Source organism: Acinetobacter sp. YH1901134 (assembly GCF_013416965.1).
GTDB lineage: Bacteria > Pseudomonadota > Gammaproteobacteria > Pseudomonadales > Moraxellaceae > Acinetobacter > Acinetobacter amyesii.
Window position 1 is genome coordinate 327,596 of record NZ_VPEW01000003.1, and the last position, 25,529, is coordinate 353,124.

General features: G+C 40.1%; 24 protein-coding genes. 16 read left to right on the forward strand and 8 right to left on the reverse strand.

Annotated elements, in window-relative coordinates:
- Nucleotides 1–134: 134 nt before the first annotated feature.
- Nucleotides 135–602: a hypothetical protein gene (locus tag FTV50_RS03165; RefSeq protein ID WP_180023476.1), complete on the forward strand. Its 468-nt coding sequence runs from the start codon at nucleotides 135–137 to the stop codon at nucleotides 600–602.
- Between the two features lie 41 nt (nucleotides 603–643).
- Here FTV50_RS03165 and rlmKL read toward each other — a convergent pair whose 3' ends face one another.
- A complete protein-coding gene (rlmKL, locus tag FTV50_RS03170) occupies nucleotides 644–2,848 on the reverse strand; it encodes a bifunctional 23S rRNA (guanine(2069)-N(7))-methyltransferase RlmK/23S rRNA (guanine(2445)-N(2))-methyltransferase RlmL (protein ID WP_180023477.1) in 2,205 nt (734 codons plus the stop codon).
- Nucleotides 2,849–3,069: 221 nt separating this feature from the next.
- On the opposite strand from rlmKL, the gene FTV50_RS03175 reads away from it, so the two are divergent.
- The 5 genes from FTV50_RS03175 to FTV50_RS03195 all read left to right on the forward strand — a co-directional run bounded on the left by FTV50_RS03175 (nucleotide 3,070) and on the right by FTV50_RS03195 (nucleotide 8,904).
- Nucleotides 3,070–3,426, forward strand: coding sequence for a hypothetical protein (locus FTV50_RS03175; RefSeq protein ID WP_180023478.1), 357 nt, complete (start codon nucleotides 3,070–3,072; stop codon nucleotides 3,424–3,426).
- A 369-nt stretch (nucleotides 3,427–3,795) separates the two neighbouring features.
- Nucleotides 3,796–4,812, forward strand: coding sequence for an aspartate carbamoyltransferase catalytic subunit (locus FTV50_RS03180; protein WP_180023479.1), 1,017 nt, complete (start codon nucleotides 3,796–3,798; stop codon nucleotides 4,810–4,812).
- A 9-nt stretch (nucleotides 4,813–4,821) separates the two neighbouring features.
- Nucleotides 4,822–6,057, forward strand: a complete 1,236-nt coding sequence (locus tag FTV50_RS03185; protein WP_180023480.1) for a dihydroorotase — start codon at nucleotides 4,822–4,824, stop codon at nucleotides 6,055–6,057.
- 221 nt (nucleotides 6,058–6,278) lie between these two features.
- Nucleotides 6,279–7,754 (forward strand): OmpA family protein, encoded by a 1,476-nt coding sequence (locus FTV50_RS03190; RefSeq protein ID WP_180023481.1) that lies wholly within the window; start codon nucleotides 6,279–6,281, stop codon nucleotides 7,752–7,754.
- A gap of 121 nt (nucleotides 7,755–7,875) precedes the next feature.
- Nucleotides 7,876–8,904 carry a DUF1311 domain-containing protein gene (locus FTV50_RS03195; protein WP_180023482.1) on the forward strand — a complete coding sequence of 343 codons (1,029 nt, stop codon included), beginning with the start codon at nucleotides 7,876–7,878 and terminating at the stop codon, nucleotides 8,902–8,904.
- Between the two features lie 49 nt (nucleotides 8,905–8,953).
- On the opposite strand, the gene FTV50_RS03200 is transcribed toward FTV50_RS03195, so the two are convergent.
- Together FTV50_RS03200 and FTV50_RS03205 are read right to left on the reverse strand one after the other, a co-directional pair.
- Entirely contained in the window at nucleotides 8,954–9,400 is a 447-nt protein-coding gene (locus tag FTV50_RS03200; RefSeq protein ID WP_078188616.1) for a universal stress protein, read from the reverse strand.
- Between the two features lie 141 nt (nucleotides 9,401–9,541).
- Nucleotides 9,542–9,985, reverse strand: coding sequence for a universal stress protein (locus FTV50_RS03205; RefSeq protein ID WP_078191806.1), 444 nt, complete (start codon nucleotides 9,983–9,985; stop codon nucleotides 9,542–9,544).
- 311 nt (nucleotides 9,986–10,296) lie between these two features.
- Between FTV50_RS03205 and FTV50_RS03210 the strand changes: the two genes are divergently transcribed.
- The 3 genes from FTV50_RS03210 to FTV50_RS03220 all read left to right on the forward strand — a co-directional run bounded on the left by FTV50_RS03210 (nucleotide 10,297) and on the right by FTV50_RS03220 (nucleotide 12,292).
- Complete coding sequence (locus FTV50_RS03210) at nucleotides 10,297–11,304, forward strand: alpha/beta hydrolase (RefSeq protein ID WP_180023483.1); 1,008 nt, start codon at nucleotides 10,297–10,299, stop codon at nucleotides 11,302–11,304.
- An 81-nt stretch (nucleotides 11,305–11,385) separates the two neighbouring features.
- A complete protein-coding gene (locus tag FTV50_RS03215; protein ID WP_078188613.1) occupies nucleotides 11,386–11,730 on the forward strand; it encodes an SMR family transporter in 345 nt (114 codons plus the stop codon).
- A 1-nt stretch (nucleotide 11,731) separates the two neighbouring features.
- The gene (locus FTV50_RS03220) at nucleotides 11,732–12,292 is read left to right on the forward strand and encodes a TetR/AcrR family transcriptional regulator (RefSeq protein WP_180023484.1); all 561 of its coding nucleotides are present in this window, start codon (nucleotides 11,732–11,734) and stop codon (nucleotides 12,290–12,292) included.
- Between the two features lie 344 nt (nucleotides 12,293–12,636).
- Here the strand turns inward: FTV50_RS03220 and FTV50_RS03225 are convergent, their stop codons facing one another.
- The 4 genes from FTV50_RS03225 to FTV50_RS03240 all read right to left on the reverse strand — a co-directional run bounded on the left by FTV50_RS03225 (nucleotide 12,637) and on the right by FTV50_RS03240 (nucleotide 16,756).
- Nucleotides 12,637–13,806 carry a benzoate/H(+) symporter BenE family transporter gene (locus tag FTV50_RS03225; protein WP_180023485.1) on the reverse strand — a complete coding sequence of 390 codons (1,170 nt, stop codon included), beginning with the start codon at nucleotides 13,804–13,806 and terminating at the stop codon, nucleotides 12,637–12,639.
- Nucleotides 13,807–14,062: 256 nt separating this feature from the next.
- Entirely contained in the window at nucleotides 14,063–14,713 is a 651-nt protein-coding gene (gene leuE / locus FTV50_RS03230) for a leucine efflux protein LeuE (RefSeq protein ID WP_180023486.1), read from the reverse strand.
- Nucleotides 14,714–14,786: 73 nt separating this feature from the next.
- Nucleotides 14,787–15,776 carry a transaldolase gene (tal, locus tag FTV50_RS03235; RefSeq protein ID WP_078191801.1) on the reverse strand — a complete coding sequence of 330 codons (990 nt, stop codon included), beginning with the start codon at nucleotides 15,774–15,776 and terminating at the stop codon, nucleotides 14,787–14,789.
- Nucleotides 15,777–15,865: 89 nt separating this feature from the next.
- Nucleotides 15,866–16,756 carry a LysR family transcriptional regulator gene (locus FTV50_RS03240; RefSeq protein ID WP_180023487.1) on the reverse strand — a complete coding sequence of 297 codons (891 nt, stop codon included), beginning with the start codon at nucleotides 16,754–16,756 and terminating at the stop codon, nucleotides 15,866–15,868.
- A gap of 115 nt (nucleotides 16,757–16,871) precedes the next feature.
- Here FTV50_RS03240 and aceI point away from each other — a divergent pair, with 115 nt between their 5' ends.
- The 5 genes from aceI (at nucleotide 16,872) to FTV50_RS16655 (ending at nucleotide 21,228) form a co-directional block, all read left to right on the forward strand.
- Complete coding sequence (gene aceI, locus FTV50_RS03245; RefSeq protein ID WP_078191799.1) at nucleotides 16,872–17,297, forward strand: chlorhexidine efflux PACE transporter AceI; 426 nt, start codon at nucleotides 16,872–16,874, stop codon at nucleotides 17,295–17,297.
- Nucleotides 17,298–17,501: 204 nt separating this feature from the next.
- A complete protein-coding gene (locus FTV50_RS03250) occupies nucleotides 17,502–18,602 on the forward strand; it encodes an OmpW family protein (protein WP_180023488.1) in 1,101 nt (366 codons plus the stop codon).
- Nucleotides 18,603–19,044: 442 nt separating this feature from the next.
- A complete protein-coding gene (locus FTV50_RS16645; protein WP_257223843.1) occupies nucleotides 19,045–19,935 on the forward strand; it encodes a hypothetical protein in 891 nt (296 codons plus the stop codon).
- Between the two features lie 17 nt (nucleotides 19,936–19,952).
- Nucleotides 19,953–20,609, forward strand: a complete 657-nt coding sequence (locus FTV50_RS16650) for a hypothetical protein (protein ID WP_257223844.1) — start codon at nucleotides 19,953–19,955, stop codon at nucleotides 20,607–20,609.
- Nucleotides 20,590–21,228, forward strand: a complete 639-nt coding sequence (locus tag FTV50_RS16655; protein ID WP_257223846.1) for a hypothetical protein — start codon at nucleotides 20,590–20,592, stop codon at nucleotides 21,226–21,228. Before FTV50_RS16650 ends, FTV50_RS16655 begins: the two co-directional genes overlap by 20 nt.
- A 62-nt stretch (nucleotides 21,229–21,290) precedes the next feature.
- On the opposite strand, the gene FTV50_RS03260 is transcribed toward FTV50_RS16655, so the two are convergent.
- Nucleotides 21,291–22,811 carry an acetyl-CoA C-acetyltransferase gene (locus tag FTV50_RS03260; RefSeq protein WP_180023489.1) on the reverse strand — a complete coding sequence of 507 codons (1,521 nt, stop codon included), beginning with the start codon at nucleotides 22,809–22,811 and terminating at the stop codon, nucleotides 21,291–21,293.
- A 241-nt stretch (nucleotides 22,812–23,052) separates the two neighbouring features.
- Between FTV50_RS03260 and FTV50_RS03265 the strand changes: the two genes are divergently transcribed.
- Nucleotides 23,053–24,444, forward strand: coding sequence for a 3-oxoacyl-ACP reductase (locus tag FTV50_RS03265; protein WP_180007894.1), 1,392 nt, complete (start codon nucleotides 23,053–23,055; stop codon nucleotides 24,442–24,444).
- Nucleotides 24,445–24,612: 168 nt separating this feature from the next.
- Nucleotides 24,613–25,467 (forward strand): MaoC/PaaZ C-terminal domain-containing protein, encoded by an 855-nt coding sequence (locus FTV50_RS03270; protein ID WP_180023490.1) that lies wholly within the window; start codon nucleotides 24,613–24,615, stop codon nucleotides 25,465–25,467.
- The last annotated feature ends 62 nt before the right edge of the window (nucleotides 25,468–25,529 follow it).

Consider the following 25,529-nt stretch of genomic DNA (forward strand, 5'->3'; position numbering starts at 1 on the left):
GTTTTATATTTTTAGCTGCGGAATCATGATTTTCACTTTATCGGAACATAGTGGCCTAGCCATTGTTGAACAGTTGAAAAGTTGCTAGCGTCAATGGGCAACTAGCCAATCAAAACAACAATAGGAAAGACACGATGTCACACGATTATTTTTTTAGACGGAAATTTGTTCAATCATCCATGCCTAAATGTTCTTGGGTAAAACACAGTCTTGTTAGTAGCATTTTTTTAATCGCTGTTCAGTCTACAGCTTTTGCGGGTACTTCAATTTCAGATCAACGTTTGTCGAATGAAACGCAAGGTAAAAAACAGTTTAGTGAAGAAACCTTAGATATTATTGAGAGTGAAGCAGCTAAACCCAAAGAAGAGCAGCAGAAAAATTCAAATCATAAATCTAATCGTAATAATAAGATCATTCAAGAGACCCAGCTCGAAGGCTCAACCATGAGTGATTATTTGCTTCAAAAGAAAAGGGCAGCGGATCAGGTCGGGTTAATACAATCTCCAGAAGTGGCACCGATTAACCGTATTGTGCTGCAAGAGCGCCACGAAAATATTCGAGTAACGTATCCAGATGGCGTTGTGGTTGAAGTGAAGCACTGACGTGCTTCATTTCATAGATCAGGAATTTCTAAAGTCAAACCTTAGATTTGTGGATGAGTGATTTTCCATGCACGGTGAATTTTAGTATTACGTTTAAAGTCTAGGCCAATGGTTTCATTGCTGATTTCTTCAACGTCAAACATTGCCATGATCACATCATCCATCTCAAAACCTCGGTAGTTGTTTGAGAAGTAAAGCGTACCGTCAGTGGTTAAACGGTTCATGGCACGTTTCAGTAAAGACATATGGTCGCGTTGGACATCAAACGTACCATAGAACTTTTTAGAGTTTGAGAATGTTGGTGGGTCAATAAAGATCAGGTCATATTGCTCGTGACCTTCTTTTAACCATTCAAAACAGTCGCTAGAGAAGAACTGATGTTGTTCATCTGCATGATCTACAGTCAAACCATTCAGTACAAAGTTCTCTTTAGACCAGTTTAGGTAGGTATTTGACAAATCAACACTGGTCGTACTTGCTGCACCGCCAAGCGCCGCATGTAAGCTCGCTGTAGAGGTATAGCTGTATAAGTTTAGGAAGTGTTTGCCTTTGGCTTCTTTGGCAATGCGTAGACGCATTTGACGATGGTCAAGGAACAAACCTGTATCGAGGTAATCTGTTAAGTTCACCAAAATCTTAGCTTTGCCTTCTTGAACGATAAAACGTTTAGACGCAGTACTTTGTTTGGTGTACTGATTTTTACCTTCTTGGCGCGCACGTGTTTTAATGAAAATCGCATCACGACCTAAGCCTGTCACTGCACGAATCGCTTGAAGTGCTAAGTTAAAGCGTTTTTTGGCTTTTTCAGGGTCAATTTTTTTCGGTGGTGCATATTCTTGTACGTGTAAACGATCACCATACAAATCTACCGCGACATTAAAGTCAGGCAAATCGGCATCATATAAACGTAGGCAGAAAATATTTTCTTTGACTGCCCATTTTTTAAGATTCTGCATGTTTTTTTGCAGACGGTTAGTAAAGTCTTCTGCACCTTCAATTTTTTCAAATTGTTGCGGTTCCCAATGCTCTAGGAAAGGCTTTTGAACTGCCGCAGGTTTGACTGTACCAAAACGGACGTAAATTGGTAGCTTACCATTCATCAAACGCAAAATTTGTGGATCATTAAAGGCAAGGACATCGGCCTGTTCAACTTGTGCTGCAATAATTGCAGCAGGCTGCTTTGGGAAGTTCTTTTGTAATAATGCCGATAGACCTAAATATAGTGCGCGGTTAGAGGCTTTATCACCTAAACGCTCGCCGTATGGAGGATTAGTGACAACAAAGCATTTCTTACCTGTTGCTTGGAAATCTGGCCAGTCTGCAAGTGTACGTTCTTCAATTTTAATTTGATCAAGTACAGATTCGAAACCTGCAGCAATAATATTTTGTTTGGTCGCTTTTACCGCTTCCCAGTCTGCATCAAATGCATAGAATTGTGGGAGAGGGTTTTCAAGTGCAGCTTTATGACGCTCAGCCGCTTCGCCTTTAATTGACATCCAAAGTTCATGGTCATGACCATTCCAACCATTAAAACCAAAACGACGAACAAGGCCTGGCGAGCGGTCAGTCAAAATCATTAATGATTCAATGATAAATGTCCCTGAACCACACATTGGGTCCAAAATAATATCGGGTTGATGCTGTTTAAGTTTTGCTTTCTGTAAGATGGCAGCCGCTAGATTTTCTTTAATCGGCGCATCTGTCATGTAGCGACGGTAGCCGCGTTTATGCAGAGAATCACCTGATAAATCTAAGCAATAAGTATGTTCAGTTTTGCCAGCTAATACATACAACGTAATTTCAGGTTGCTTAATGTCAATGCTTGGACGTTTGCCCACAGCTTCCATAAAGGAATCGACCACACCATCTTTGACACGTAAAGTTGCGAACTGAGAATTGACTTTGATGTCACGTTCAATATGTAAACGAACGGCAAATGTACTTTGTGGTGCAAAAATAAGTGACCAGTCAAAGTTTATTGCACCTTCATAGAGCTCTTCCGCTACATCACGTGCATCATGTGTGAACTCTAATTCATGTGTATGAATGGGGGTGAGTACACGTGAAGCCAAACGTGACCACATGCAAATACGGTACGCATCTTCAAGTGTGCCTTTGAATACAAGACGACCCGGGAACTGTTCAATATTTTGAACACCTAAACCTTCAATTTCCTCGCGGAGTAAGGTTTCCAGTCCATCTGCACAGGTAACCCAATATGTAGAAAGACGCGGTTTCGAATTCATGTAAATTTCCAAAGGCAAAAAAGCAATCGCATATTTTAACGTATTTTCGTGGATTTGGGCGGACGATATTGCGCTGAAACGGGAGAAATATCGGTAGATTTGAATGACTTTATCAAATTTATTCTGTGTACATTGTGAGAAATATCACTTAATGGTACAAAAATTGCTATAACACTGATCAAAATTCGATCTTTATAATATTGATATCATTAGGGGTATTTATGACAGGGCTGGCAATCAATAGTCAATCAAACGCATTTTCAATCGCAACCTTAATCTATGCGCGTTTACGTCGTGTGTCAGGTCGGGTTATTGACGCATTATATGTAGTTGAAAATGTCGAATATGCACGCTTTGTTTCTAACTTGGCTTTGGAAACGGCTGATCCTGAATTATCTCGTTTAGTTGCACGTTTATATAGTGAGTTGAATTTGCATGAAGTTGCAGTTTCAGCACCAGAAGAACCAATAGTTAGCTCAGTTCAATCTGAAACAGCAGAAATTTTAATGAGCGAACCGACTGCGGAAGATATCTATAAAGCACAGGTTGCACATCGTTATATCGGCGCATTGCGTTAATTCAATCCTGCTGTGAGCAGTAGGTATATTTTTCTTGCTGCGCACAGCCTGATGTATAAACCAACTTCCTTATTTCAAGAGTTGTTGAACTGCGCAGAAGGCGGCTGTTTATAGCTGAACTTTATCTGTTTGAAAGTATTCAAATCAATCAAAAATAAGGACAGATAGAAGTCCTGTTTGAAGGCTTTTTGAAAGGGGAAAGGTGAAGTTTAATTTAAAACGTTTAATTTATCTAATTGAAATGATAGATAGGAATTTGAAAATTCATTCTGAATAACATCATGCGTTTGCATTGAACGTTGAAAACTTCAACTGCCATTTGCCAAGATTCTCTGTATAATGCATTAACTTAACGATAAGGAATCTCTCATGCACTTGGCGGCATTGCATACACCGAGCCAGATTCAACTCAACCAAGATGGTAACTTAAAACATTTCCTCACCATCGAAGGCCTTTCTAAAGAAACTCTCACAAAAATATTGGACACTGCACAGTCCTTTTTTAATGACCAAAATCAGCTAATTACCAACAACCTTTTAGAAGGTCGTACGGTGATGAACCTGTTTTTTGAAAATTCAACACGTACCCGTACCACTTTTGAAGCGGCAGCAAAACGTCTGTCTGCAAACGTATTGAACATTGATATTGCACGTTCAAGTACATCAAAAGGCGAGACACTGCGTGATACCTTGTGGAATTTAGAAGCGATGGCGACCGACATTTTTGTGGTTCGTCATTCATCGTCAGGCGCGCCGCACTTTATTGCCAAAGATGTTTGTCCGCATGTGGCAATCATCAATGCAGGCGATGGCCGTCATGCGCATCCTACGCAAGCCATGTTGGATATGCTGACGATTCGCCGTGAAACCAAAAAGAATTTTGAAGACATTTCCATTGCCATCATTGGCGATATTAAGCATTCACGTGTTGCACGTTCAGATGTCGCTGCATTGCAAACATTAGGCTGTAAAGATATTCGTGTGATTGCGCCAAATACTTTGCTGCCGTACGGTTTTGATGATTATGGCGAAGGCATTCGTCTGTTCAACAACATGGAAGCCGGCATTCAAGACTGCGACGTGATTATTACTTTACGTATTCAAAATGAACGTATTGATTCTCCTGCGCTGTCATCTCAAGCCGAATTCTACAAAATGTATGGTTTGAATAAAGAGCGTCTGGCTTTGGCTAAACCTGACTGCATCGTGATGCATCCGGGACCAATGAACCGTGGTGTTGAAATTGACTCAAGTATTGCCGATGGCACTCAGTCGGTGATTTTACATCAGGTGACTAATGGTATTGCGGTGCGTATGGCGGTACTGGCTTTGGCAATGCAAGGTCAGTTGCAAGAAAAAGGTTTAATTGAAGCGATTGCGGTTTAAGGGATAGTCATGAGTATTGTTAAAGTTGAAAATGTACGTGTCTTAGATCCAATCAATCAAACTGACAGCGTACAGACAGTTTATATTGAAAATGGCCGATTGGTTGCCGAAAGCAATGCCGCTGAAACCATTGATGGTCAAGGCAAATGGCTGATGCCAAGTATGGTTGACCTTTGCGCGCGTTTACGAGAGCCGGGTCAGCAGCAACACGGCACTTTAAAGTCAGAAGGTAAGGCTGCGCGTGCGAATGGTATTTTGCATGTGTTTACGCCGCCTGACTCTAAACCGATTGTGCAAGACAATGGTGCATTGATTCATGGCCTGGTAGAAAAAGCCATGATTGATGGTGGCATTTATCTGCAGGTGATTGGCGCGCAAACTCAAGGCTTGTTAGGCAAGCAACCTGCGAATATGGCGGGTTTGAAAAAAGGTGGCTGTACTGCGGTATCGAATGCTAATGCGCCATTTATGGACGATGATGTGGTGATTCGTACTTTGGAATATGCAGCGGGTCTGAACATGACCGTTGTGTTCTATGCCGAAGAACCGCAGATTGCCAAAGATGGCTGTGTGCATGAAGGCTTTGTTGCATCTCGTCAAGGTTTACCGATGATCCCTGCATTAGCGGAAACCGTAGCCATTGCAAAATATTTACTGATGATTGAAGCTACTAAAGTGCGTGCGCACTTTGGTCTGTTGTCATCAGGCGCATCTGTTGAATTGATTAAACATGCCAAAGCAAAAGGCTTACCGGTCACTTGCGATGTAGCCATGCACCAATTACATTTAACTGATCAGTTGATCGACGGCTTTAATTCACTTGCGCATGTGCGTCCGCCGCTGCGTTCTGAGCAAGATAGAGACTTGCTCCGCCAAGCGGTAAAAGACGGTGTGATTGACGCGATTTGTACGCATCATGAGCCACTGAGCAGCTCTGCGAAAATGGCGCCTTTTGCTGAAACACAGCCCGGTTTTACCGCATTTGATACTTATGTGCCTTTTGGTATTCAACTGATTCAAGAAGGCCTATTAAGCCCACTGGAATGGGTTGAAAAAGTCACACTCGCACCTGCTAAAGTAGCCAATATGCAACAACGTTGGGCAGATGAAGCGGGTTGGGTGCTTGTTGATCCAGAGCTTGAGTGGACCATCAATAAAGACACGATTGTGTCAAATGGTAAGAACACACCATTAATTCAGCACACCGTTAAAGGTAAAGTGCTTCAAGCTTTTTATGCCGTTTAAGCTGAAGCTCAATATGGAAAATGTTGAGTCTTAGCATTTTAATTTGATATCTAAAAGTCAGCTTCGGCTGGCTTTTTTTATGAGGATTGAAATTAATAGATTGAAAATAGAAAAGAAATTAACGCGCTGACAAGTCCGAACAAATTATTACATTTGATCAAAAAATAAGCATATAAACTAAAGTACACATGAAAATAATGACAACCGCATGGAGTACAAATATGAATATAGACTTATTAGCGCTGATTAAGCAGCACGTCTCCTCGATTGTGCTGGACGGTGATACACAACACTTAACTGAAAAAAATTCAGCCATTAGCCAGTTTATTCCATTCCTGTTAAATATTTTTCGATCCAAACCTGAATTTATTGATACCTTTCAAAAACAGTTAAACCCTCGTATTAGTGATATATTTGCAGCAAATCCCACATTAAAAGATCAATTTTTGCAACATCTCGGTGGCGGTACGGCCCCAACGTCAGAAATAGAGCAAACCTTAAACCACTCTATAGCTCCAACTTTAGGGGCACTTGAAAATGAAGCGGGTTCATCTGATCCCGTCGCAATCACGCATTTACTTGATAATCATGCAGATAGCATTTTGGCGGCACTACCACAATGGGCAGTGCCTTTACTCGCAGGTTTAGGGGTAAACACTGCAGCTGGCCGTACATTACACCAAGCGCCTGTTGTTGAACCAACACCTGTTATCGTTGAAGAAAAACGCTCGAATTGGTTATTGCCAATTATTGCGCTGCTTATATTATTGGGTCTGATCGCATTTTGGTTTAAGTCTTGTACTAATAAAGAAGAACCAACCACCTCTGCAACAACGGTTGCACAGCCTGCTGCATCTCAGCCAGCACATTTGCAATTTAGCACCGGTACAGATGGGCAGTTAACCAACTGTCAAATTCAAACTGGTGATTCAAATTATCTTGAAATTTTGCAGCAACAAGTCAAACAGATCTTTAACTTTAATACGGGTTGTGGTGCTTCATCTGATGCCAGTTACCATACTCAATTTATTGATCAAGATACCATTCCAACGGTTCTGCAAAAACTTAAAGGTGTACCAAATACCACTTTAACCTGGACTGAAAATCAGTTATCGATTTTGTCGCAAAATCCTGCGGATGCTCAAAACCTTGCCAATCAAATTAAGCCTTTAGCAAAAAATATGACGGTATTGGTTCAAGAAGGCGTGAGCGAACAAACAGCAGTAGATAACAGTATTACTGATGCACAAAAAGCATTAGCGAGCATTAACCCTGAGCAAGTTCGTGCGCTAGATGTTGCGACTGCGCTGAACTTACAAATTATTAATTTTGCGACAGGTTCATCTGATATTCCTGACGTGAATAAATCGATTTTGGATCAGGCGGCAGCATTGCTGCAGCGCGCTACACAGGTACATCTGACTGTACAAGGTCATACCGACGCTGTGGGTAATGCGGAAGCGAATAAAGCTTTATCGCAAGAGCGTGCACAAGCTGTGGTGGATTATTTGGTGTCGAAAGGCGTTGATCCTGCACAGCTTCAAGCGGTGGGTTATGGTCAAGAAAAACCCGTAGCGGATAACAGCACCAAAGAAGGTCAATTCAAAAACCGTCGTATTGAGTTTGAAGTTTTAAATACCGAGAATGGTAAAGTACGAGATGTCACCAGCGAAGGCGTAACTGAAAAGACCAATTAAAACCGTACTAAATGAGATGATATATAAAAAATCCCTGCACATGCGGGGATTTTTCTCGTCAAAGCGCTGTAATTTTGAGTAAAATACGCCCGAAGAATAAAATCATAATGGTACTTATACAATGAAAAAAATAGTCATCACGAGCCTCATGTTGTCTGCGGCATTGATATATGGCTGTGATAATTTTAAAAATAAAAAAGATGCTGAGGCCAAAACGGAAGCGCCTGCTTTGGAAGATTGGAGTTGTACTGCACAAGCCAATATTGACCAATTGCAAGATCATTTAAAAAAAGAATATCTCAAAGAATTAAACAAAGAAATACGTCAGTCAGATTATGAAGCCGATCAGCAACTCATGGATCTGATTGTAAAAAATCTAAAATTTAACATTCAAAATGTCACGACTTTAACTGAAGACCCTAATAAAGCCAAAACATTGGAATGTAGCAGTCAATTGTTGGTGGTTTTCCCGAAAGGATTACAAAAGCGTGCTGAAAACGCCTTTGCTGAACGACCATGTGATGAAGGCTGTGAAGAACGTGGTAATTATACTTTGAATGATTCACTCGAAGATGGTGAGTCAGGCTTGAGCATGGACAATGATCAGCTTAAAGGGAACTTTAGCTATAGCATCACTAAAACGGACAAAGATGGTTTAAGTTTAAGTGTCCCAAGTCAAAATGACGTAATTGATAGCGTTGTAACAGTGACACGTCATGCGGTGCTATATGCGGCATATAGTGCTCAAAATAAGCGAAACGAAGAATCCTATCAGCAAGGGATGGAGAGTCAATCTCAACAAATGAGCCTTGCACAAAAGGCAATGGATATTCGAAAAAAAGAGCTAGATCAGGATAATGCCAAAGTGGTGGATCGTCTCAATCAGACTTGGGATCGTTTTAGTGATGAACAAAAGGCGCAGTTACAGCAAGATCAAGCAGACTGGTTTGAAAAGCGTGATATCGACTGTAAAGTGCTTGCACAAAAAAGTGTTTATTCATTAAATGAAAGTGAAAAAGAGACTTATCAAAAGCATTCACAATACTGGGATGATGCGATGAATACGCAAAATCAAGAGTTGCAATATACCAAATGTTTTAATCAGAAAACTACAGAACGAATTGTGTATTTAAATAACGTGTTTAATTGATCTAAAAGAAGAAAAGCCCTCAATTGAGGGCTTTTCTTTGAATCTTAGTTTATTGCTTGATGATCAAAACAGGAATTGGGCACTGCGTTAAAATATTTTGTGCCACGCTGCCTAGCATGGCTTTTTTCAAACCTGTGCGTCCATGTGAACCCATGATGATTAAATCCGCAGAGATTTCATCAGCCACTTGTAAAATCCCTTCGGTTGGCGATACACCATGTATCAAACGGGTTTTAACTTCGATACCATCACGTACAAAGGTTTGTTTGATATCTTCTAAACGCAGCTGAGCACTTTTTTCAGCTTGCATAAAATATTCAGTGATTGCAGGTGCCACAGCATAGAAATCGACACCAACGAATGGATCAACAGCAACAACACTGACAATGGTCACTTGTGCATTTTGACTTTTAGCCAAGCTGAGGGCATGTTCAACAGCAGAATATGAAATTGGAGATTCATCCACAGGGACTAAAATTTGTTGATATTGACTCATATCTGCTTCCTTAATATTTTAAATGTTATCAATCTAATCTTGCTCTATTCACGATATTGTATGAATTAGACAAAAGGGTAAGCCTATGGGTGAAGGGTGTGCTGAATACAAAAAAGCCCACATGATGTGGGCTTGGTCATCTTAAGCTTTTACAACCAACACAGGTAATTCAGTATTACTGAGTACATCTTGTGCGAAGCTGCCGAGTAGCATTTTCTTAAAGCCTTTACGACCATGTGAACCCATCACAATCAAATCGGCTTTGACTTCATTGGCAGCTTCTACCACACCTTCAGCAGAAACTTGGCCTTTAATGATTTTACTTTGTGCTTCTACACCCACTTCAGTTGTAATTTGCACAGCTTCTTTCAAAGCAGATTCAGCATTTGCATAAGCTTGTACGAAATATTCTTTCATGATTGATGAAGAATAATAGAAGTCTGCATCGGTAAATGGGTCTTCAGCAACAAGGCTGATTAAAGTGAGTTGGCTGTTAAACGCCTTGGCAATAATTGCAGCTTTTTTAACTGCAGAAAACGAGATTTCTGAACCATCGACAGGTACTAAAATGTTTTGATATGACATGGAACAATCTCCTGTAATTTTGCTTTTAAACCCTATAGATTATTGATAACACATTGTCGTGCATGGTTCAATTTATTAATCAAAAAAATATTGTAAATTCATAAAATTACATAAATTAATGTCGATAAGCCGTCAAATAAATCTGAGCAAAAAACTCGGACTTTGCTCAAAAAATATTAAAATAAAATCGACCAATTTTCTCGGATTTTGAGCTTAAAAGATCAATTTGAACTTTATGAAAATAAGCCTAAACTATATACAGTTTTAAATCTAAGATTTATAACAAAATTGATGCGATTGGATAGTTTGATATGTCATATAAAGCAGGGTTGGTTGTACTTAGCATGTGTTCAGTGTTGCATTTGTCTGGTTGTCAAAACACGCAAAGCAGTACCAAAGTGATTGCAGGTGCTTTTAACTTATCGACACAAGTTCAAAAGACCTTCATCAACCTACATGCTCCTGACAATGTTATTGTGCAGTCAAATATTCAATATCTACAAAATCCAAATTTAAACTTGGATATCTATCAACCTGAAACTAGTATGGCGATTGCACCAAGACCAACGATTGTTTGGATCCATGGGGGCGGTTGGGTCTCAGGTTCAAAAGAGCATGCAGGTGGATATTTTAAACGGCTCGCAGCCCAAGGCTATAATGTGGTTTCTGTTCAATATCAGTTTGCACCTGAAGCCATTTATCCCACACAGCTCAACCAAATAGATGCAGCACTGACGTTTTTGAATCTACATGCGGCACAATATGGCATTGATTCTCAAAATATGTATTTGGCAGGGGATTCTGCCGGTGCAAATATGGCCAGTCATTATGCCGCCTTGGTTACGAATCCAGATTTTGCACAAGCGTCAAAGATTCAACCTGTATTAAAGCCTTCACAGCTTAAAGGGCTGATTTTACATTGTGGTATTTATGATTTAAACAGCTTTGTAAATACTGCACCCGCAGAGATTGGACTGATCGAGTGGGGCGTCTATAACTTAGTTCAGGCGTATACCGGAGACAAAAAAGATGATGCCGAGTTTTTAACGCGTATTTCAACGGCCTCAAATATTAATTCAAAATATCCGCCTGTATTTATCAGCGGTGGCAATAAAGATTTTTTAACCAAAACGCAATCTGAGCCTTTTGTAGAAAAATTGTTGGCAAATAATGTATCTGTGACAGCGGTTTTTTATCCAGATTCGAAAGAATTTTTGGTACATGAATATCAATTTATGATGAGTAAAAAGGCCAGTCAGCAGACCTTTGATCGCACTTTAGAATTTTTGCAACAACACGTACAGTCCGTTAAAAATTAAAAATAGGCTTAAAATGCTTGCAGAATAATCTCTACCTTAATAACATACCTACCAGTTGGTATGTTTATTTTGGAATGATTAATGAATTCGGTCACTTTAGCTTATGGCTTACTGTCATTGGCGATTATCTCAGAAGTAATTGGTTCGACATTTTTGGTGAAGTCAGAAGGGTTTACCAAACTTGCGCCTTCATTGGCTGTCGCAGTTTTATTCTGTTTGGCATTTTATTTATTGTCGCAGGTGATTAAAGTCATACCACTTGGTATTGCTTATGCCATTTGGGCGGGTGTTGGTATTGTTTTAACTGCACTAATTGGCTACTTTATCTTTCGTCAAAGTTTAGACCTCCCAGCCATGTTAGGGATAGGCCTGATTGTTTCAGGTGTGGTCGTAATTAACCTGTTTTCAACTTCTGCTGGACATTAATATGGATAATCCGCATCAGCGCAAGAAAGAACCTCAACTGATACGCCAAAGTATTTTGCAGCATGCAATCCGTCTTGCTGCAGATAAAGGTGTCAACGGGGTGTCGATTCAAGCCGTTGCGGATTTAGTTGGGGTCACAAAAGGCGGTGTATTTCATCATTTTTCAAACAAACAAAAGCTCTTAGAGTCCATGATCGTCATGCTTTTGGCTCAATTAGACGAAGTCGTTGACCGTTTAATTGACGAAGACCCTGAGCCGTACGGTCGCTTTACCCGAGCCTATATTGAAATTACTTTAGAAAAACAAATCATGGGTTTGCAACAGTCTTGGTCCGCGATTTCGATGACCATGCTGACTGATAAAACTTTTAATGAATATTGGATCGAATGGATGAACTCACGTTTAGAGCGACATCATCAGACCGATTCAAATATAGAACTGAAAATTGTACGTTATGCAGCCGATGGTATTTGGCTCACCGCTTTTACAGAAGTGGAAGACGAAAGCGAAACCCAATTATTAAAACAAGAACTGATCGCCAGAACGTATCGAGCGAAATAGATTAAATAACTGATTTTACATACGTAAAATTAATTACGCATTTTTAAAATGATTTTTAAGTCTATTCGACAGAGTCTTACATCTAGGGATTGAATAAAGGGATTAGCCTTCGGCTGGAGGTACTCTTGAAATGTTGTTTCTCATTCGGCAAAATGAGAAGCGTGCTACGTAAGGAAACCATCTTGCGGAGCATTGCTCCTCACCGCAAAACTTGTTCACTAGTGTCTAATTATTCAAAGTACCGCAAAAACATTTTTGATTAGAAATAGTCCTATCTCAAACACTTGCGGATGACGTTACCGCGTATCATTCTTTTATTTGAAGCAAATTATTTAACTGAGGGCTTAATTTCTCTTATATTTGAAAATAGCATGCACGACTAAACCAAAGACCAACCCCCAAAACGCGGAACCAATCCCAAAAAACTGTACGCCCGATGCACTAAACAAGAAGGTGAGTAGAGCGGCGTCACGTTCACTCGCTTCTTGGAAAGCAATGACGATGTTGTGTCCAATGGTGCCGAGTAGGGCAATGCCTGCTAAAGCGGTAATAAACACCAATGGGAAAGCGGTTAAGAAACTCACCAAAGTGGCTGCAAACAGGCCCATCAAAATATAAAAGACGCCACAGGTCATACCTGCGATATAGCGCTTTTTCTCATCGGGGTGGGCTTGGTCATCTAGACTGATTGCCGCACTAATCGCAGCAATATTGACACTAAAACATCCAAATGGCGCGAGTAGCGTTTGGGCTGTCCCAGTCCAACCGATCAGTTGATTGACGTGGGGTTGATAACCATAACTTTTAATCATGGCTAAACCCGGTAAATACTGAGAGGCCATATTGATTACAAAGAGTGGTAGCGCTAAACCCAGTATTGCTGAGATCGAAAATTCAGGTGTAACCCAAACAGGCTGTGCGAGTTCTAAATTAAGCGCCGGTAATTGAAAGCCAAGTAATAATGGACAAAGCATAATGCCAATGATTACTGTAATGACAATGCTATAACGTGGTAACAGCCGTTTACTGATGACATAAGCCGCGAGTAAACCCAGAACGAATGCCCATTCATTTTGTAAACTGACAAATAGCTCAATACCAAATTTTAGAAGTACGCCCGCCAACATTGCACTGGTGAGACTTTGCGGGATATAGCGCAGTATTTTTTCAAAAATGCCTAAAAATCCGAGTACTGCTGTCAATAGGCCACAGACCAAGAAAGCACCTAGGGCGGCATTCATGCTGTAACCATTCGCAGTCGCTAAAATCAGTGCCAGTCCTGCAGTGGACCATGAAGTCGCAACGGGATATTTAAATTTCCAAGACAGAATCAGCCCGCTTAAGCCGATACCCAAACCTAGAGCCCAAAACCAAGAGGTTATTTCTGCAGTGTTGGCACCGAGCATTTGTGCAGATTGGATCACCAAAACAGCCGAGACACTGATCCCGACTAAGAACGTAATAAAACCTGCAAAAGCAGCTGGAATGGAGAAGTCTTGGAGTAGTTTTTGCATAATGAACGAGCTATGATTATTGTTGGCGCAGATTTAAGATGACATTTTTCAGGATGATACGCTCAAGTCCTGTACAGTAAAAGTGCTCATCGAGATATTATGGAAATACTTTATTTATTCACAAATGACACTTTAACAAACGGCACTTTAATAGTACGAACCGACAACCTAGATTGTGGATGTTTCATCCATTCAAAATTTAAAAGCATTGTAAATTTTTATAATTAAAAAAATTGAACTATGTCTCACATGTCATTTACAACGTAGATGTCGCAAGTTTTAGACCAAATCCACAAAATAGAAGACCTACCGCTGCCACGCAGCATGCCGTAAATTTATAGCGATGGCTAAAATAGGTAGCCAGTTTTGCACCCGAAAAGATCAAAATCGTTAAATAGCTCATACTGATAATTTGCAATACGATCGCGAGTACGGTAAATGTAATCGCAGGATATGGATACGTAGGATCAACGAATTGCACAAAGAACGATAAGTAAAAAAGAATGGCTTTAGGGTTTAAAATACTGATGGTTAATGCAGTCTTAAACGGTTTCAATTCATTCAAACTCAGTTGCTTGGTGTCGAGTTGTTCTGGCATTTGAACGGCATTCCATGTTTGGTAGGCAGCCTTGAAAAGTTTGATACCTAGATAACTTAAATACAGCGCACCGACAATTTTTAATAATAAGAATAACCAAGGGAAGGCGTGAAGTAAGGATGCAGCCCCCAGAGCGGTGAGTAAGATTAAGATCAAATCGCCAGTATAGACACCAAAAGCGCCTAAATAGCCGACCTTAATGCCATAGCGAGAAGCAACAGACATGACATAAAGTGAATTTGGCCCGGGTAAAATCACAATTAATATCGTACCAATAATAAAGGTCGTTAAGTCTGTGATTCCAAACACTGAAGACACTCAAATAAAAAACCGAAGCTGTAGTATACAACTTCGGTTCTAGATGAAACTGAAAATTTCTAATTTATGCTTTTATTTCAGCATCTAAGCCAAAAGTTTGACGCAGTAAGCTACTTAATTGCTCACGGGCTTTAATAAAGCCATCAATACCGCCTTGTAATAGTTGGAAAGACATTAAGTCTTTTTCAACTTCAGCTTTGAAAGTTTGCTTGTCGAGCACTTGTACATCGTGTTGACAGTGTGCATGCGCATGATGATTAGACAATTGCACTTCCACGGTACGCTGATCTTTTTCCAGTTCTGCCAATAAATTCGGTGAAACCGTCAATAAATCACAACCTGCTAAACCAAGCACTTGATCAATACTACGGAAGCTAGCACCCATAATTTCAGTTTTGATGTCATGTTGTTTATAGTAGTGGTAAATCTGCTTCACTGATAACACGCCCGGATCTTTCTCAATCGGGTAGCTATCCACATTTTCAGCTTTTTTGTACCAATCTAAAATACGACCAACAAATGGCGAAATCAGCGTGACTTGAGCATCTGCACAGGCTTGAGCTTGATGCAAACCAAACAACAGAGTCAGATTACAGTGAATGCCTTCAGCTTCAAGGGCTTTAGCGGCTTGAATGCCTTCCCACGTTGAGGCAATTTTAATTAAGATACGGTTTTGATCGATACCATACTGTGCATATAAAGCCAATAACTCTTTAGCTTTTGCAATGGTGGCATCAGTATCATAGGACAAGGCTGCATCGACTTCTGTAGAGACACGTCCTTCGATCAATTTTAAAATTTCTACACCAAATTTGACCGTAAGAATATCGATGGTGCGCTCAACCAGCTCATCATTTTGATAACCTTCTTTACGCGCTTGTTCAAAAGCACTTTCAATCAGTTCTTTATTTTCAGGTTGATTTGCCGCTGCTGTAATTAAAGATGGATTTGTGGTCGCATCCAATGGACGGAATGTATTAATCGCAGCTAAATCACTGCTGTCAGCAACAATCGTTGTTAGGCTTTTTAATTGGTTTAACGCATTTTGAGTCATTTGAAATCTAGTTCTTAATGTTCTTGGTGTACATACTTTTATAACACAATCTGTTTAGAACCCAACCAAAAAACGCCCAATTAGACAGTCTAAATCGTAGTTTTTCGTGAATTTCGGATGTGATTAATCAAAAAATGAGCAGCCGAGCCGAGAGGTTTTTCACGGTTCCAGACTAAGTCGACGAAATATTCAAATTTGGCTGTGAAATCTTGAAAGCTTAAGATTTTGAGTTGATCTTTGAGCGTCGGATTTTCATTAAACATCTCGAGGGGAAGCACACCCCAACCCAGACCTTGAATAATCATAGAACAGGCAGAGTGGTGATTATCTGTACGCCAACTGTGTTTGGAAAATAACAACTCTGGTTTGATGCTTTTATCACGACTTGCAACCACGATTTGCCGGCTTTGCAAAATTTGCTCAAAACTGACTTGCTTAAATTTCGACAGGGCATGTTTTGTCGCAGCAACAGGAACCAATGCTTCACGCTTCAATTCGACAAATTGTTCATAACTCTCAAGCTGTTCACGTTCAAACATTAGAGCAAGCTGTGCTTGACCTTGTAATAGCATCTTTTGGGCATCTTCTTGAGGCGCAGAAAAAATATTGATTTGCAAAGATGGAAAATGAGTTTCTAGCAAAGAGATATAGTCGGTCCACTGCGTATGTAGTAGCTCTGATACCACCACGATATTCAGTGAAGACTCTAAACCATGACTCAGTGCAATTGCATGCTGTTTCCACTGATTAATTTCTATCAATAATTGTTCAGTTTTTTCGTATAGGTTAAGCGCTTGAGCGGTGGGCACAGGTTCACGACCAACGCGCTCAAACAGTTTAAGGTTGAGATCAATTTCGAAATTCGCAATGGACATGCTGACTGCCGATGGCACTTTGCCGAGTTGTCTGGCGGCTGCGGAAAATGATCCTGTTTCCATGACTGTTTTAAAAATCATCAGTTGTTCTTGATTAATATTCATGTGCATATAAAAAATAAAGGAATACAACCTTTCAATAATATTGAAAGAACCTAACTCGATTAATCAATAATATAAAAATAAAATGTGATTTTTACAAATGATAGAGTGTTTCAAAATGACGATTTCCAAGAGAAGGATTATTCATGCGCTAAGCTATGAGATCATCCTATTGGTGATCATTGCTATTGCTTTAAGTTTTATTTTTAAAGTTCCGATGGAGGTGACAGGTACGCTCGGTATTGCAATGGCGGTCACTTCTGTGATTTGGAACATGATTTTTAATCATTATTTTGAAAAATTTGAAGCAAAAAGAAAGTTAAAAAGAACCTTTGGTGTACGTGTTTTACATGCAATTGGATTTGAGGGCGGTTTAATGCTTGCAACCATCCCAATGGTGGCTTATGCCATGCATATGACCTTATGGCAGGCGATTTTGCTCGATTTTAGTATGACCATGTGTATTTTAGTCTACACATTTATTTTCCAATGGTGCTATGACCAGATCGAAGCGTACCTAGGTTACCAACCACAATATCGTTAAATTTCAATAAGAAAATCACATTGGCCTGTATTGATAAGTACAGGCCTTTTTTGCATTAAAATAGTGCAAAAATTTACAAATAACAATATATAAAAACATAATATAACTATAAAAAATTATACTAATTACATAACTTTTAAATATAAGAACAAAGAATGTTTTTAGGATTTAATTAAAAAAATATGCAAGACAAGGAGTTAGCATATGAAATTGATAAAAATTGTCACACCTGTTGTTTTACTTGGGCTTACACAATTTACATTTGCAGATGGTAACTTTAAACGTTTTTCTGTATCTGCGGGTTGGATGCATGTGATGCCGCAAGGTAAGGCGAATCCTTTTAATATTAATACCGCTGTGGCAAATGGCACACAGGCTAAAGTAGGCACAATTAGTGCTGAAGGTTTTCTAAAAGCGATTGATCCGAATGCAATTTATAATGAAGGGAGTAATTCTGCGAATCTTAAGGACACTTTAACCGACCTTGTGAATGGCCCTTTGGGAGGATTAATTAAAGATAAGGATGGCAACATCAAGTCAGAGATTGCAGGGATCGCAACGATCAATGGACTAGATAATTGGTCAGCTGAAGGCACGGGGCTTGAAGCAGAAGATGTCGATACTTTAGGTTTAACATTTAACTACCATATTAATGATAATGTTTCTTTGCAAGTAATTGGCGGTATCCCACCTAAGGTGGACATTAAAGGTAAGGGTATGATTACCGCGCCATTATCTGGTCTTGCAGAGCCAGGTGGTCTGGGCGGTATGTTATTCCCAGATGGTTTACCACTAGATTACGCAGTACCCATTACGGATCTATCATCTTATGGTAAAGCGGCGAGTGCAAGAGCTTGGACGCCGGTATTTCAGGCACAGTACCAATTTGGTCAGTCGGGTGTAAATAAGTTTAGACCTTATGTGGGTGCAGGGATCATGTATGCTTATTTTAATGATATTGAACTCAATAAAGGAATTGAATCTGACTTAATTGCTGCAGGTCATATGATTCAAAACATTAAAGATAATAATGCGGGTGCAGCACTCGATGGTAAAGAATCATCAGGAAAAATGGTGGTCGATGTCGATGCGGATGATGCGATTGCTCCAATTGTCACACTTGGATTTACTTATGACTTCAACCCAAGTTGGTTTACGGTTGCTTCGGTGTCTTATGCAAAGTTAAATAATAAAACCAAGATTGATGTGATTAACCAAACGACGGGTGAACAATTAATTCATGCAACGACCAAGATCGATATTGATCCTATCATTACTTACTTAGGCGTAGGGTATCGTTTCTAAAAAATGATTGAATCGTAAAAACCCGCTCTTAAGAGCGGGTTTTTTCTTTAAGTATTTATTATTTAATCATCCTTGTTCGTCCATGACCATCAGCAATACAGATCAAGATGTGTATAGGGCCAGAACCTTTTATAAGTTCTACTTTGGACTGAGGTACAGCAACCTACATCGGATAGCTTAAAAAACCTTTTAGTCTTTGTTTTTAGCGGGTGTATTACTTCCATTGAGGAATTGTTTCTATTTAAGTTTAATTATCGGGAAATAAATAGAATTTTACCTATAAAAAATGTATTACATGACCATCTCTGCGTTGTTAATGTGAAAAATATACTAATAACATCACTCAATATTGAACCTGATCCCAGTTTAATGATTAGGTAAATATCGTTTTTTGAATTATAAGATATTGATTATTTGTATTTTATTTTTTAGCGGTGTTTGGGTGAAATTACGTGCATTAGCAGTAGTGGTTGCACTCATAATGACGGGGTGTGGTGGAGGTGGTGGTGAGTCTGGACAATCAACTGCTCCAACAGAATCTACACAGAATCAGGGTCAAATTAATTTAGCTAACGGCATCCGTTTAGCTGATGTGGCTTCAGAGTTAAATGCTTCAACATTTTCTTTAGCATCACGGAGTCCAACAGCCATTCAGCGCGGCGGCGACATTTTATATATTGCAAACAATCAGCCGACAGTAGAAATTCTGCGTTATGATTTAAAAAATAAGACAGTTCTCAGTTCAATTTCCGCAGCAAGTGCTTTTGGCAATACAGGAAAATTATGGGCGGATATTAGCGATATATACATCGCAGGCAATCGTCTTTATGTATCGTCATCAGGCAGCCATCGCGCAGATATTTTTGATATTTTAGGAACTGCACCTGCCTATTTTGGGTCTTTAGGTACTGGGTCTACAAACGGGGGTCAGCCGTTTTATGCGATGACTAATCCAAGTGCAGTCATCGCAAATGATCAATATGTTTTTGTCGCGGATAACTTAAACCGTATCAATGTCTGGACTCAGGAAACGGTGAATGGCAAATCCAGTGCTGCTTTAAGAAAGTTTAGCCGCCTTGCATTGCAAAGCTGTGGCTCTGGTTGTGTACCGCGTTTAGAAATTATTGGTGATCAGCTATATGCCACAACAACGAATGGTCATACCTATGTCTATAACATTAAAAATATTCATGAAGCCCTAGATATAGAATCATTTGTTCAGCCAGATAAAACGCAAAACTCAGTCGCAACCGTGGTACATAGTGCAACGGACAACTTGCTCTATGCAGCGCAGCCGAGTGGAAAAATTGTCAGCTATTTAAAAATAATCTAGCAAGCTTGACGACTGCGTTGCCAAGTAGCGTAGTAGATAATGTACAGCAGTACCGTTTGGCGGGACAGAATGGTCAAAATTTACCTAAATCTTTAGATTTAACGGTATATGGCGATGTTATTTATACACTGTCAAATCAAAAAATTATTGCATTGCCGCTGCGTAAAATTAAGCAAGTGATCTCAGATACACCAGTCGCATCAACTAACTTGCTCGAGTCGAAAGCGACTGAACAAACCCGTATGCTGCAAGATGGAGAAAGCTGGGCAACATTAACCAATACCACGTTGCGTAATATCCCTGTCAATAAAATATTATCGGCTTCCTTTACCGGCAGCGGTATTAATTTGCAAAGCTACAGTGCAGCAGAAGTGAATAATTTAAAAATTGTTGGCAAGCTGCGTCAAAGTGAGCAATGGGTTGAAATTGCGACGCTAGATCGTTTGACACCGTTTTCTACAAGCAAGCTCAATTTGACCATTGATAAAAATGCTGGATTTAATTTGGTTAATAAAATTGGTTCGGCACGTATTGAAGGTCTAAGCAATTTTAGTGAAGTGCCTGTTGAACTCTTTGAAGAAGTTAAAATCACCTCAGATTCAGATACACACGTTCAGAAGCTAAATACGATTAAAGCACAGTGGAAACTGACCTTTGGTACGTACAATCGCTGAAAGCGATTCGAAGTGGTGCCGTATTACACCGTTGTATGCGCGTGAATGGGTCATTATGATGACTAACTTTGCCTATATGATCAGTACCCCAGAGTTTGAAACACTGTGGTTTAATCATAAGGCTGCAATGGGGCATGACTTCTTTGGTAATGCAGGCCGTGTAGAGGGGACTAATGGTTACTTCAAAGCTGAAGATTATAAAAATATTTATAATAGTATTTTAAACCGTGGGCAGATTAGCCTTGGTGTTACCAACATGGGTGGTGGGCTTGGCGGCGGTAAGGTACTTGGTGTAGATGGATGGATTTATTACGGTCATTATAGACAATCTGGCTATCGAATTGTTGCACATGAATTTGGGCATCATTGGGGCGGACACAACAGCGCTTGGGCTATGGAAGGCTGGGGCTTTGAAGCAATGATGGATAACCTAAATTTCTATTTCCAGCGTCAGCCAGGTTCTTTACCTTATATGGATCCGAATTTAAACAGCTTCCATACACGTCCAGATTCAGAGTTATGCCAAGGGATTAGCCAAAACATTTTGAATGGTGTAGCTTCAAAAACACCTTGGAATAAAGTGGATGAATACTTTAAAAATAATCCATTACCGAAGTAATGTTTCGCATTGAAGCATTAAAAAGCACCTCATTTGAGGTGCTTTTTTTAAATATGAGAAACTTATTTTTCAATAATTGCTGTCACACCTTGACCACCTGCAGCACAGATCGAAACAAGAACGCGACCTGAACCTTTTTGGTTCAGCAATTTTGCAGCAGTCGCAATAATACGACCACCTGTTGCAGCAAATGGGTGACCTGCAGCAAGAGATGAACCTTTCACGTTCAATTTAGAACGATCAATTGAACCCAATGGGGCATCTAAGCCTAAACGTTCTTTACAGAATTTAGGATCTTCCCACGCTTTTAGTGTAGATAATACTTGAGATGCAAACGCTTCATGAATTTCATAGTAATCGAAATCTTGTAGCGTAATACCTGCACGTTCAAGCATACGAGGCACTGCATACGCAGGCGCCATCAATAAGCCTTCTTTTTTCTCTACAAAATCAACCGCCGCTGTTTCTTGGAAAGTTAAATAAGCAAGAACTTCGTGACCGTTTGCTTTTGCCCATTCTTCAGAGGCAAGAAGGACACATGACGCACCATCAGTCAGTGGAGTCGAGTTACCCGCAGTCATGGTACGCGCATCGCCTTTACCAAATGCTGGTTTTAACTTCGCTAGTTTTTCTACTGATGAGTCTGCACGTAAATTGTTGTCACGCTCTAAACCAAGGAATGGCGTAATCAGGTCATCGAAGAAACCTTCTTCATATGCAGCTGCCATTTTTTGATGTGAAGATGCAGCAAGTTCATCTTGCGCTTCACGAGAGATACCCCATTCAAGCGTTGTAATTGCTTGATGGTCACCCATAGAAAGACCTGTACGTGGTTCACCGTTTTTCGGCGCATCCATCAAATCTTTAACATTAATTTTAGTTAATGCTTTTAGGCGGTCTTTACCCGTTTTTGCAATGTTCAATTCAAGTAAAGCTTTACGTAGGCCATCACCAAAAGCGATTGGTGCATCAGAGGTTGTATCTACACCACCAGCAATACCCACTTCGATTTGACCCAATGCGATTTTGTTAGCAACCAAGAAAGCTGCTTGTAAACCTGTACCACATGCTTGTTGAATATCGTAAGCAGGTGTTTCAGGAGCAAGTTCGGTATTGAGTACACACTCACGGGTCATGTTAAAGTCACGACTATGTTTTAACACGGCACCAGCAACAACTTCACCAAGGCGTTGACCTTGAAGGTTGAAACGTTCAACAAGACCATTTAATGCAGCGGTGAACATATCGCTGTTTGATGCAGTGAAGTAAGCGCCGTTAGAACGAGCGAAAGGAATACGATTACCACCGATAATAGCAACGCGGCGAACTGTGTTTTGACTCATGGTATTATCCTGTTGAACAGACGTTTGAGTTGTTGATTTTAAAGCTGTTTTAGGGTTTGAAGCGGGTGTCTTAGTACGTGTAGATGCACGACGAGGACGGCTCGTTTTAGCGACATCACTTGTAGACTTGGTTGCTGTGCCCGTACTTTTAGCGGTACGTGGCGTACTCTTTGATGTATTTGACACAGTTTCCGTAGTCGGACTTTCGACTGCTGGATTTTCTTGAGTTGTTTTGCTCATAAGGCTTTTCCAAGCATGTTGATGATCTTCTTGACGGCTACATTAGCATATTCACCAAAGGGGTAAATTGACTAAAATGACATTCGCTAAAGCATTCAGGTCAAGCCATCTGCGGTTTAACTCAAGTATGATTCCATGGAAACTGATGGAACTATTGAAATATAAGTATCTGACATCATCTTGAAGTTAAAGGGATATCTTCAGATCCATCAAAAATTAATCTGTATGAGAGATAATAAACATGACTGATCAATACCAAACATTTGCAAAATCTCCTATTGGTAAATTTGTCATCAAAAATTTAGGTTTACCATCACCGACTTTTTTAGAGCGTTTTGAGTCTGCAACACCTGTAGTTAAAGGTGCGGTTTTATTCGGTGCAGCGCCTGCTTCAACATTGTCTGGTGCTATTGCACAAGTTTTGGCAAATATTCATGCCAATAGCTATGCAGGCAATAATGCTGAATTACAACAAGCTGCGGCAAAATCAGGTCTAAACTTAAGCGCATTTAACGAAGGCGATAAAGAGTCTAAGTTTAAAGTTGTGGTATTTGATGCTTCCGGTATTCAAAACTCAGAACAACTGCATGCCTTATATGCATTTTTTAACCCAATCGCGCGTCAAATTCAGGCGTCTGGTCGCGTTGTCGTTGTTGGTACAACACCAGAAACTGCGAAAACTGTAAAACAAGCCATTGCACAACGTGCACTAGAAGGTTTTGTAAAATCAGTCGGTAAAGAGTTTAAGAAAGGGATTGCTGCACAGTTAGTCTATGTGGACGAAGGTGCTGAAGCAAACTTAGAATCTGCATTACGTTTTGTGATTTCACCACGTTCAGCTTATGTATCGGGTCAGGTGATTCGTGTTTCGAAAGCAGATGTTGTGGATGTTGACTGGAATAAACCGCTTGCAGGCAAAACAGCTGTAGTAACAGGTGCAAGCCGTGGTATTGGTGAAGCAATTGCACATGTATTGTCACGTGATGGCGCGCATGTCATTTGTTTAGACGTTCCACAGCAGCAAGCTGACCTTGACCGTGTTGCAGGTGAAATTGGCGGTTCTACGCTCGCGATTGATATTACTGCAAGCGATGCCGGTGAAAAAATCAAAGCTGCGGCAGCTGCTCAAGGTGGTTTGGATATCATCGTGCACAATGCCGGAATTACCCGTGACAAAACTTTGGCCAATATGAAGCCTGAGCTTTGGGATTTGGTGATTAACATTAACTTGTCTGCGATTGAGCGTGTAAATGATTACCTTCTTGAAAATGATGGCTTCAATGCAAATGGTCGTATTGTTTGCGTATCTTCTATTTCAGGTATTGCAGGTAACTTAGGTCAAACCAACTATGCTGCTTCTAAAGCAGGTGTAATTGGTGTGGTTAAATTTACTGCTCCATTATTGAAAAATGGTGTAACCATTAATGCGGTTGCTCCAGGCTTTATTGAAACGCAAATGACTGCTGCGATTCCATTTGCAATCCGTGAAGCAGGTCGTCGCATGAACTCGATGAGTCAAGGCGGTTTACCTGTAGATGTTGCAGAAACGATTGCGATGTTTGCTTCAACTGCGTCGACTGGCTTGAACGGTAACGTGGTACGTGTGTGTGGTCAAAGCTTGTTAGGGGCTTAATACATTCCTCTTAAAATTTCCTCTCCTTTTAGGAGAGGGCTAGGGAGAGGTAAAAATTTGCTATAAATGAATGGGTCTAACCCTCATTCTAGCCTTCTCCTTGAGCTATATATGGCGCAAGAGAAGATGCTTTTAAAACATTGAAATAAAAACTTCCAAAGGTTTAGTATGAATACTCACCATTTTAGTCAACTTCCAAAACCTTATTTAGCCTATCCAAAAGTGATTCAAGGCTTGATTTTTAAAAAGCCTAAAGCTGAAAAAGTGCTGCCGCAAGTTGAATATGTGGTGGATTCATTTAAGGTCGATCAAAAACATTTAAAAGCTTATAACGAAGTCTGTGGCTTTAAAAACAATGGTTATATCCCAGCGATTTATTTGGCTGTGCTTTCTCAAAGTTTGCAAATGCATATGATGACTACGGAAGCTTTTCCATTTGCGATCTTAGGTTTGGTACATATTCGTAACCAAGTGAAGCAATATCGCAAAGTTGGTGTGAATGAAACACTGTCATTGTCATGCAAATTTGGTGAATTACAGCCACATGATAAAGGCGTGCAATTTGACTTTATTACCACTGCAAAAGTGGGCGATGAAGTGGTTGTAGAATCATTAACCACGTATTTAGCACGTCAAAAAACTGAGAACAAAGCTGCGGCAAAATCTACCGAAACAAAGCCAGCAGAGTTGCAAGTTCAAGCTGAATGGAATGTTTCTGAAAATACCGGTCGCCGTTATGCGTTGACTTCTGGTGACTTTAACTTGATTCATATTCATGCTGTAACCGCTAAAGCGTTTGGTTTTAAACAAGCCATTGCACATGGTATGTGGAGTAAAGCCAAAGCCTTGTCGAGCTTAACTTTGCCAGATGCCTATGAAGCAGATGTCTGGTTTAAACTGCCGATGTATCTCCCATCACAAGTTGAGTTTTTAACGGCTCAAACTGGACAAGATACCGAGTTTGCAATTCGAAATAGCAAAAACAAAAAACCGCATGTCGCGGGAAGTGTGAAAGCACTGTAAGACTTAAGCCTAAATCGATATCGGTTTAGGCTTTTTTGTTTTAATCTCAAGCGATTCATATT